Source organism: Algoriphagus sp. AGSA1 (assembly GCF_021390545.1).
Classification (GTDB): Bacteria; Bacteroidota; Bacteroidia; order Cytophagales; family Cyclobacteriaceae; genus Algoriphagus.
Genome location: NZ_JAJUWR010000092.1, coordinates 1 through 1,607, shown reverse-complemented (window position 1 = coordinate 1,607; position 1,607 = coordinate 1). Strand labels below are relative to the sequence as shown.

Sequence of the window (1,607 nt, the reverse complement as noted above, 5' to 3'; positions counted from 1 at the left end):
AACCCTACGAAAGCACGCAACACATTGGGCTGGGAGCCGACCGTTAGTTTCGGTGAAATGGTAAAAAAAATGGTAGAAGCGCAAATAGCCCGACTGGAGTCTGGTTCGCACCAGTGCGCCTATCTTAGTTAAAAAAGCCAGTGATCACGAAACATGCGCGTTGCATTTGACTACCAAATTTTCTGTTTGCAGGCCTATGGGGGCATTTCCCGCTACATTACGCGGCTTGCCGACCACCTTTACCTTCTCGAACAGCAAGTCAAAATATTTGCACCCTTACATTGCAACGAGTATTTGGCGCAAATTTCTCCGTCCTTGCGGCAAGGCTGTCGAATCAGCGCAAGGACTCATAAAGCTATGCGTTTGACTATCCCCTACAACCATCTTGTTGGGCATTATCAGCAACGCAAGTGGAGGCCAGACGTCGTGCACGAAACTTATTTTTCAGCCTTCAACACCAAACCAAAAGCCCCAACGTGCCTGACCGTCTACGATATGGTCCACGAACGGTTTCCCGATAGTTTCTCCCGCCTTAATACACTATCAACCCATAAAGCCCACGCCATCAAGCGCGCCGATCATATTATTTGTATCTCACACAGTACTCGCAACGACTTGTTAGCGCATATTGATATCACCCCAGAAAAAGTATCAGTTGTACATCTCGGGTTCGAACCCTTTTCGCAAATAACGTTCCCAGCGCCTAAGGAGATCACGAATAGATCACGCCCTTACTTGCTATTTGTAGGTAACCGTAGCGGCTACAAGAATTTTAGCGGCCTATTGCGCGCTGTCTCGATTTCTCGTCGGCTGAAAGCGGAATTTGATATTATCGCAGTTGGGGGCGGGGCTTTAACCAGCAAAGAAGAGGCATTGATTGCTTCAATGGGTTACGAAGCTCGCCAGATACGCCAAGTAACATCAAGTGATGCCGATCTTGGTAAGCTTTATCAAGGTGCAGCCGCGTTGGTATATCCATCATTTTACGAAGGTTTCGGCTTACCACCTCTAGAGGCGATGGCGCAAGGTTGCCCCGTAGTGGTCAGCAATCGCAGTGCCATCCCCGAAGTAGTTGGCGAAGCGGGTAGCTATTTCGACCCGACCTCTGCTGAAGATATGTCCTCTGCAATTGAAAAGGTTGTATTTTCGCCGGAAATGGCGAATCAGTTCATTGCCAAGGGATACCAACGCTTAAAGCATTTCTCGTGGGAAAAATGTGCCCAGAAAACCTTAGATATATACCAGAATCTTGCTCACTGACCACGCCCAGGTCAGTGAAATCGAACATGAACGAAAGTATAGCTATACGGAGATTATTCAGTGTCTAACAAAAAGGCTCTTATTACGGGTGTTACCGGCCAAGATGGTTCTTATTTAGCTGAACTGCTACTTGAAAAAGGGTATCAGGTTCACGGCATAAAACGTCGCGCGTCGTCGTTCAATACGCAGCGGGTTGATCATATTTATGAAGACCCTCATGTCGATAACCAGCATTTCATTATGCATTATGGTGACTTAACCGATTCATCGAACCTGACACGTATCATTCAAGAAGTTCAGCCCGATGAGGTCTATAACTTGGGCGCACAGTCGCACGTGGCAGTTAG

General features: G+C 47.4%; 2 protein-coding genes. Both read left to right on the top strand.

Features of this window, described 5'->3' with window-relative positions; translation table 11 throughout:
- Positions 1-153 precede the first annotated feature (153 nt).
- Positions 154-1,260: a glycosyltransferase family 1 protein gene (locus LZF95_RS26430; protein ID WP_233758488.1), complete on the top strand. Its 1,107-nt coding sequence runs from the start codon at positions 154-156 to the stop codon at positions 1,258-1,260.
- Positions 1,261-1,320: 60 nt separating this feature from the next.
- The coding region (locus LZF95_RS26425) for a GDP-mannose 4,6-dehydratase (RefSeq protein WP_233758487.1) at positions 1,321-1,607 on the top strand (287 nt) is incomplete at its 3' end.